Origin of the sequence: Pseudomonas juntendi (genome assembly GCF_009932375.1) — a bacterium.
GTDB lineage: Bacteria > Pseudomonadota > Gammaproteobacteria > Pseudomonadales > Pseudomonadaceae > Aquipseudomonas > Aquipseudomonas juntendi.
This window is the reverse complement of the sequence record NZ_BLJG01000094.1, coordinates 22022-30085: the sequence shown is the minus strand read 5'-3', so window position 1 is coordinate 30085 and position 8064 is coordinate 22022. Positions and strand designations below refer to the sequence as shown.

The 8064-nt window shown below is 63.5% G+C and carries 9 protein-coding genes; 4 read left to right on the top strand and 5 right to left on the bottom strand.

The window, feature by feature from the left end:
* Nucleotides 1-723 (top strand): MFS transporter (locus GYA94_RS13635; RefSeq protein ID WP_161892489.1); only part of this gene is annotated, 723 nt, incomplete at its 5' end.
* A 190-nt stretch (nucleotides 724-913) separates the two neighbouring features.
* Here the strand turns inward: GYA94_RS13635 and purT are convergent.
* The 5 genes from purT to GYA94_RS13610 form a co-directional block, all read right to left on the bottom strand.
* Complete coding sequence (gene purT, locus GYA94_RS13630) at nucleotides 914-2095, bottom strand: formate-dependent phosphoribosylglycinamide formyltransferase (protein WP_009683437.1); 1182 nt, start codon at nucleotides 2093-2095, stop codon at nucleotides 914-916.
* Between the two features lie 76 nt (nucleotides 2096-2171).
* Nucleotides 2172-2639, bottom strand: a complete 468-nt coding sequence (locus GYA94_RS13625; protein ID WP_047150237.1) for a 7-cyano-7-deazaguanine/7-aminomethyl-7-deazaguanine transporter — start codon at nucleotides 2637-2639, stop codon at nucleotides 2172-2174.
* Nucleotides 2640-3217: 578 nt separating this feature from the next.
* Nucleotides 3218-3412: a DUF1289 domain-containing protein gene (locus GYA94_RS13620; RefSeq protein WP_054914026.1), complete on the bottom strand. Its 195-nt coding sequence runs from the start codon at nucleotides 3410-3412 to the stop codon at nucleotides 3218-3220.
* Nucleotides 3405-3929 (bottom strand): gamma carbonic anhydrase family protein, encoded by a 525-nt coding sequence (locus tag GYA94_RS13615; RefSeq protein ID WP_029885508.1) that lies wholly within the window; start codon nucleotides 3927-3929, stop codon nucleotides 3405-3407. The genes GYA94_RS13620 and GYA94_RS13615 overlap by 8 nt, the downstream gene beginning before the upstream one ends.
* 44 nt (nucleotides 3930-3973) lie before the next feature.
* Complete coding sequence (locus GYA94_RS13610) at nucleotides 3974-4573, bottom strand: CoA pyrophosphatase (RefSeq protein WP_029885509.1); 600 nt, start codon at nucleotides 4571-4573, stop codon at nucleotides 3974-3976.
* Between the two features lie 124 nt (nucleotides 4574-4697).
* On the opposite strand from GYA94_RS13610, the gene GYA94_RS13605 reads away from it, so the two are divergent.
* The 3 genes from GYA94_RS13605 to GYA94_RS13595 all read left to right on the top strand — a co-directional run bounded on the left by GYA94_RS13605 (nucleotide 4698) and on the right by GYA94_RS13595 (nucleotide 8030).
* Nucleotides 4698-5249, top strand: a complete 552-nt coding sequence (locus GYA94_RS13605; protein ID WP_029885510.1) for an NUDIX hydrolase — start codon at nucleotides 4698-4700, stop codon at nucleotides 5247-5249.
* A gap of 22 nt (nucleotides 5250-5271) precedes the next feature.
* Nucleotides 5272-5826: a L,D-transpeptidase family protein gene (locus GYA94_RS13600; RefSeq protein WP_009683431.1), complete on the top strand. Its 555-nt coding sequence runs from the start codon at nucleotides 5272-5274 to the stop codon at nucleotides 5824-5826.
* 143 nt (nucleotides 5827-5969) lie between these two features.
* Nucleotides 5970-8030 carry a PhoX family protein gene (locus GYA94_RS13595; RefSeq protein ID WP_161892488.1) on the top strand — a complete coding sequence of 687 codons (2061 nt, stop codon included), beginning with the start codon at nucleotides 5970-5972 and terminating at the stop codon, nucleotides 8028-8030.
* The last annotated feature ends 34 nt before the right edge of the window (nucleotides 8031-8064 follow it).

Below are 8064 nucleotides of genomic sequence, written 5' to 3'. Positions count from 1 at the left end.
TGGGGCTGGCGTATCCCGTTCCTGCTCAGCGCCGCCCTGGTGCTGGTAGGCCTTTATGTGCGCCTGAAGCTGGAGGAAAGCCCCGTGTTCGCCAAGGCTGTTGCCCGCCATGAGCGGGTGAAAATGCCGGTGGTCGACCTGTTCGCCAGGCACTGGCGCCCTACCCTGCTGGGCGCTGCCGCCATGGTGGTGTGCTACGCGCTGTTCTATATTTCAACCGTGTTCTCGCTGAGCTACGGTGTGACCACGCTGGGGTACAGCCGGGAGACGTTCCTCGGCCTGCTGTGCTTTGCAGTGGTATTCATGGCGCTGGCGACGCCGCTGTCGGCCTGGCTCAGCGACCGCTACGGGCGCAAGCCGGTGCTGATCGTCGGCGGCCTGCTGGCGGTGGCGTCGGGCTTTACCATGGAGCCTTTGCTGACCTCGGGCTCTACCGCCGGCGTGGCACTGTTCCTGGCCATCGAGCTGTTCCTGATGGGCGTGACCTTTGCACCGATGGGGGCTTTGCTACCGGAGCTGTTCCCAACCCATGTGCGATACACCGGCGCTTCGGCGGCGTATAACCTGGGTGGGATTGTCGGCGCCTCGGCGGCCCCGTTCTTCGCCCAGAAGCTGGTGAGCATGGGCGGTTTGAGCTGGGTGGGGGGCTACGTGTCGGCAGCCGCAGTGATCAGCTTGATCGCTGTTCTGTGCCTGAAAGAGACCCGCAATACACAGCTGTGAGTCTCAAGCTGCAAGCTACAAGCTACAAGCTACAAGCTACAAGCTACAAGCTACAAGCTACAAGCTACAAGCTACAAGCTACAAGCTACAAGCGACGCGCATTCTCTTGCAGCTTGAAGCTTGAAGCTTGAAGCTTGAAGCTTGAAGCTTGAAGCTTGAAGCTTGAAGCTTGAAGCTTGAAGCTTCCAGCTTAGAACTCGACCTTGACCGCCTGCGAAGCGCGGGTCGCCTTGGCCCGCGCCGCTTCAACCGACTCGTCGCGCGCCAGGCACACACCCATGCGGCGGGTACCGTTGATTTCCGGCTTGCCGAACAGGCGGATGGCAGTATCCGGCTCGCTCAAGGCTGCACCCAGGTTGGCGAAGCTGGTCTGCTGCGACTGCCCCTGCGGCAAGATCACCGCCGAGGCCGAAGGGCCGAACTGGCGCACCACCGGGATCGGCAGCCCGAGAATGGCGCGGGCGTGCAGGGCGAACTGCGACAGGTCCTGGGAAATCAGGGTCACAAGGCCGGTGTCATGCGGGCGCGGCGAGACTTCGCTGAACCACACCTGGTCGCCTTTCACGAACAGTTCCACGCCAAACAGGCCGCGGCCGCCCAGCGCATCGGTGACCGCCTTGGCCACACGCTGCGACTCGGCCAGCGCTTTCTCGCTCATGGCCTGGGGCTGCCAGGACTCCTGGTAGTCGCCCTTCTCCTGGCGATGGCCGACCGGTTCGAGGAAGGTGGTGCCCCCCACATGACGCACGGTCAGCAGGGTGATTTCGTAGTCGAAGTCGATGAAGCCCTCGACGATCACCCGGCCCTTGCCGGCACGGCCGCCTTCTTGGGCATAGTCCCAGGCCTTCTGCAGGTCGGCGTCGCTGCGCAGCAGGCTCTGGCCCTTGCCCGACGAGCTCATGACCGGCTTGACCACGCACGGGTAGCCTACATCGGCCACGCCCTTGGCGAAGTCTTCGTAGGTGTCGGCGAAATGGTACGGCGAAGTTGGCAGCTCCAGCTCTTCGGCGGCCAGGCGGCGGATACCTTCGCGGTTCATGGTCAGCTGGGTCGCGCGGGCGGTGGGCACCACGTTGAAGCCTTCGTTTTCCAGCTCGACCAGGGTGGCGGTGGCGATGGCTTCGATTTCCGGAACGATGTAGTGCGGCTTCTCGGCCTCGATCACGGCACGCAAGGCCACGCCATCGAGCATGTTGACCACGTGGCTGCGGTGCGCAACCTGCATGGCCGGGGCATTGGCATAGCGGTCGACGGCGATCACTTCGACGCCCAGGCGCTGCAGCTCGATCACCACTTCCTTGCCCAGCTCGCCACAGCCGCACAGCAATACACGGGTCGCAGTAGGCGACAAGGGGGTTCCGATACGGGTCATTTCAGGTCCTCGAAGGCATCCGGGGCCGCACCCGGCTTGGCGCGACCCGCTGAAAAAGGACCGCTATTCTACACCATCAGCTGGCCGCAGCAGCCCGCCGGGCGCGAAATGCCATGGCCAGCCACACCGCGGTGACACCGGTGAACTTGGAGGCCATGGCCGTGCCGACCACCGCCGGGGCCAAGGCACCGATCATGCCGAAGAAGATGAAGGTATCCACCGGAATGCTCAACGCCGAACTCAACCACAGGCGGTCACGCAGTGGCCGCCGGGTGACGCTGAACACCAGCCAGTCGATCAGTTCGGAAATGAAGAACGCGGTGGCGCTGGCCAGGGCGATGGCCGGCTCAGAGGTCACATACGACAGCACCAGCGCCACCAGCATGGCGACCAGGGCGCCGTGGCCGAAGCGGGTTTGCACCATGTCGCGCAGGATGAACACCAGGCCGCCCCAGGCAGACCAGATGACGTCCAGGTGCGGGGCACTGGAAAAGGCGTAGTTGATCAGCACTACGCTGCTGATATAGGCAAGCAGATAGAACATGGCGGGTAATCTGTGGGCAAGCCGTACAGAGTACCGTCGAGCCGTTCGCGGGTAAACCCGCTCCTAAAGATGATCCGTAGCCCTCCAGGCTCATGCTGTACCTGTAGGAGCGGGCGTGCCCGCGAACACCGGCGGCGCCGGTGCCATCTACCGCGGTGGCGGTTTCGCGGGCATGCCCGCTCCCACAGGGCTCTGCATCAGACTGGAGGATGAGGCCAGCCTCTACTGCCCGTTCATGATGAGCACTACGCTGCTGATATAGGCAAGCAGATAGACCATGGCGGGTAATCTGTGGGAGCGGGCGTGCCCGCGAACACCGGCGGAGCCGGTGCCATGTACCGCGGTGGCGGTTTCGCGGGCATGCCCGCTCCCACAGGGTTCTGCATCAGACTAGAGGATGAGGCCAGCCTCTACTGCCCGTTCATGATGAGCACTACGCTGCTGATATAGGCAAGCAGATAGACCACGGCGGGTAATCTGTGGGAGCGGGCGTGCCCGCGAACACCGGCGGAGCCGGTGCCATGTACCGCGGTGGCGGTTTCGCGGGCATGCCCGCTCCCACAGGGCTCTGCATCAGACTAGAGGATGAGGCCAGCCTCTACTGCCCGTTCATGGCAACGCTTGAGCACCGCGCGGCGCTCGTCATTGTCCATCCGCCCCCAGCGGCCGATCTCGGCCACACTGCGCTGGCAGCCAGTGCAGATGTCCTGCTCGTCCAGCGCACAGATGCTCACGCAGGGCGAAGCCACCGGCCGTTCCACAACATTACTCATCGTCAATTACCAACTCCCGCGCATAACGCCGGGCATTGTGCACGTAATGAGCGGCGCTGGCTTCCAGCAGGCGCTTCTGCTGCTCGGTCAGCTCGCGCACCACCTTGCCCGGCGAACCCATCACCAGCGAACCGTCAGGAATTTCCTTGCCTTCGGGAATCAGCGCGTTGGCTCCAATGATGCAATGCTTGCCAATACGCGCGCCATTGAGGATCACCGCATTGATGCCGACCAAGCTGTAGTCACCCACCGTGCAGCCATGCAGCATGGCATTGTGACCGACGGTCACGCCCTTGCCCAAGGTCAGCGGCGACCCCATGTCGGTGTGCATCACCGTGCCGTCCTGCACGTTGCTGTCTTCGCCGATGTCGATCAGCTCGTTGTCGCCGCGCAGCACTGCGCCAAACCACACACTGGCATTGGCTTGCAGGCGCACGTTGCCGATCAGCGTGGCGTTAGGCGCTGCCCAACTGGTGGGGTGGCTCTCGACCCGCAGGTCGCCCAGGCGGTACTTCATGCTTGCTCCTCAGGCTGGAACGCAGACGACGGGGTTGGCCCCGCTCAGTTTTCGATGTACCGCTCAGGGGGCTGATGCAAACTGATGCCGGCATCGAACAGCAGGTTGACCAGTTCGACGATCATGATCGCCGACAAGCCCCAGATCTTGTATTCGCCATAGCGATAGCTGGGTACATACCAGCTGCGGCCCTGGTAATCGATACGGTGGGTATGGTCACGCGGGTCCTGGCGGAAAAACTCCAGCGGCACGGTGAATACTGCCGCGATCTCGGCGTCGTTGGCGCGGTATTCGACGAAGTCGGGGATAACGCCGACGAACGGTGTCACTTTCAGGCCATGCAGTGAAATCAGCGGGCTCAGCGGGCCGATCACCTCGACCAGACCCGGCGGCAAGCCAATTTCTTCTTCGGCTTCGCGCAGCGCGGTGAACACCAGGTCCGGGTCTTCCGGGTCGCGGCGGCCTCCGGGAAAAGCCACTTCACCGCCATGGGTGGACAGCCCTTGGGCGCGCAGGGTCAAGACCAGTTCGGGCGCTTCGCTACGGGTAATGGGCAAAAGAACCGCCGCTTCGGGGAACCGCCGGTCGGTTTCCAGTGACGCGGGTTGGTGGTTGCTCATTCGGCGAAGTAGCTCGTCCAGCATTGCGCACGCTCGTATCCAAGGCCTGCCTTGCATGATGCACCAAAGCCGCGTGGCACCCAAGCCCCCGCGCTTGCGGCGCGCCTGCGGCCGCGCCAAGATAGCCCGGAACATAAAGGATAGTGCCATGAACTACTGCAGCGCGTGCGGCCACCCGGTCACCCTGCGGATCCCCGAAGGCGACAGCCGCCTGCGGTATGTCTGCGAGGCTTGCCAGACCATCCACTACCAGAACCCCAACGTCGTCGCCGGCGTGCTGCCCACCTGGGGCAGCCAGGTGCTGCTGTGCCGCCGCGCCATCGAGCCGCGCCGCGGTTTCTGGACCCTGCCCGCCGGTTTCATGGAGAACGGCGAAACCCTCGACCAGGCCGCCCGTCGCGAAACGGTGGAGGAAGCCTGCGCCCGGGTCGGCGCAACCAGCCTGTACCAGCTGTTCGACCTGCCGCACATCAACCAGGTGCATGTGTTCTTCCGCGCCGAACTGGCAGACCTGGATTTCGCTGTGGGCGTCGAGAGCCTGGAGGTGCGGCTGTTCGAGGAACACGAGATTCCCTGGGGTGAGCTGGCTTTCCGCACGGTCACGCGCACACTAGAATGCTACTATCGCGACCGCATCGGGGCGCACTACCCCATAGGCCATGAATACCTGCCGCCGATGCTCGTTTCACCCAATACCTAGACGCCTTCAGGGATACCGTTACATGCGCTGGTTGCTTGCCATTTTCTGCCTTTGCGTTACCTCGGTGTCCCAGGCGGCATTTACCGAGACCATCATTCGCAAGCCTGTGCAGGCCGCGCCATCCCCGTCGCCCTCGCAGCAGGCGATGCAACCGCTGATCGATAAGGTGCTGGTGATCAAGTCCGAGCGGCGCCTGCAATTGATCAGCCGTGGCGAGCCGCTGAAGACCTACCGCATTTCCCTGGGCAAGCAGCCCAAGGGCGCCAAGCAGCGCGAGGGCGACAAGAAGACCCCAGAGGGCCTGTACTGGCTGGACTGGCGCAAGCAGAGCGATCGCTTCAACCTGGCCATGCACATCAATTACCCAAACAGCAACGATGCCGCCCGCGCAACCCGTGAAGGGGTGAGTGCCGGCAGCATGATCATGATCCACGGCACACCGATCAACGATGAATACCCGGAATGGTATTTCCACACCCTGGACTGGACCGATGGCTGCATTGCCATGCGTAACCGTGACATGCAGGAGGTGTGGAACCTGGTACGCGATGGGACGTTGATCGAAATCCGGCCCTGAGCCCTACCAGCGCAGCCACGCAGGCCAGGCAATGCCGAGAGCCGGTTGCTTTAAAAGCTCGTTAACATTTCTGCCAACGAATCATCACATTTGCGCCTTACAGTCGCGGTTTGTTTCAACCCAGCGAATACAAGGACACTCTGATGAGTCGAGATACCGGCGACAATCTGGACCGGAACCACAGCGGCAACCCGCCGATGGCCTCCGTCATGGACGTCTACCTCAGCCGCCGCAGTGTGATGCGCGGCAGCCTGGGCGCTGCCATCGCCATGATCGCCGGTACAGGCCTGGCAGGCTGCTTCGACAGCGGCGGCTCCGCCAACGATGACCCGGTTACCCAGCCGCCCGTTACCGAGCCGAAAAACCCGAAACTGGCCCTGGGTTTCCAATCCATCCCCGGGTCGCGCACCGACGCCTGCGCAGTGGCCGCCGGTTACAGCGCCTACGTACTCGCCCCATGGGGTACGCCGCTGAACAGCAACGCCAAGCCGTGGCGAGCCGATGGCAGCAATACCTCGACCGATCAGGCCAACGCTATGGGCATGCACCATGACGGCATGCATTTCTTCCCCATCAACGGCAGCTCGGAAGACGGCCTGCTGGCGATCAACTTCGAGTACATCGACACCGCCGCCCTGCACCCGGCCGGCCCAACGACCGATATCAATGGCAAACGCCCGGTCGAAGAAGTGCGCAAGGAAATCAACGCCCACGGCGCTGGCGTGGTGCGCTTGCAGAAAACCGATGGCCGCTGGCAGGTGGTCGACAACGACCCGCTCAACCGCCGCTTCACCACCGCATCGCGCATGGCCATCAGCGGCCCGCTGCGTGGTACCGAACACGTCAAGACCAAGTACTCCCCCGCCGGCACCCACTGCCGAGGCATCAACAACAACTGCGGCAACGGCTATACGCCCTGGGGCACCTACCTCACCTGTGAAGAAAACTGGCCGGGCATTTTCGTCAACAAGGGCACCCGCCCTGAAGACCAGCAGCGCATTGGCGTGGGCACCTCCAGCGGCCAGTTCAAATGGGAAAGTGCCGCCGGCGACGCCAGCGAGGAAGCCGACGAGTTCGCCCGTTTCGACGTGACCGCCAAGGGCGCCAGCGCCACCGACGACTACCGCAACGAAGCCAGCACCTACGGCTACATCGTCGAGATCGACCCTTACGACAGCAGCACCCTCGCGACCAAACGTACCGCACTGGGCCGCTTCCGCCACGAAGGCTGCGCCCCGGGCCTGCCGGTGCCGGGCAAGCCACTGGTGTGGTACATGGGTGACGACTCCAACAACGAATACGTGTACAAGTGGGTGTCCAGCGCCGTGTGGGATGCCGCCGATGCCAACCCGGCCGACCGACTGGCCACTGGTGCCAAGTACCTGGACCGGGGCAAGCTGTATGTCGCCCGCTTCAATGCCGACGGTACCGGCGTCTGGCTGCTGCTGGACGTGACTACCCCCACCACTGGCGGCGGCACCTTGGGCGCGCTGTACGGTGACCTGCCGGGCATCCTGCTCAACACCCGGGGTGCCGGCGATGCCGTGGGCGCAACGCCAATGGACCGCCCGGAGTGGACCACGGTCAACCCGCTGAACGGCGACGTGTACCTGACACTGACCAACAACAGTGCGCGCACCCCGGAGAAGGCCGATGCCGCCAACCCGCGCGGGCCGAACCGCCATGGCCATATCATCCGCTGGCACGACAGCGACGACCAGTTGAGCTTCGCCTGGGACATCTTCGTGTTTGGCGCCAACGCTGCCGGCACCGCCGACATCAACCGTTCCGGCCTCACCGAACTGAACCAGTTCGCCAGCCCGGATGGCATGAGCTTCGATAGCCGTGGCGTGCTGTGGTTCGAGACTGACAACGGCGAAAGCACTGTCACCGACTACACCAACGACCAGCTACTGGCGGTGATCCCCACTAATCTGGTGGACGCCGGCGGCAAACAGGTGCCGCTGAACGCGCAGAACCAGGTGGACCTGCGGCGCTTCTTCGTTGGCCCAAATGGCTGCGAAGTGACCGGGATTACCTTTACCCCGGACAACAAGACGCTGTTCGTCAACATTCAGCACCCGGGGAACTGGCCATGCACCGACAACGCTACGGACGTGACGCCAGCGGGTACCAAGGTACGGCCGCGGGCTGCGACGGTGGTGATTCAGCGGGTTGATGGCGGGGAGATCGGCACCGTCTGACCGGTGTGGTACAGCTAGCCTTGCGCTGGCTTTG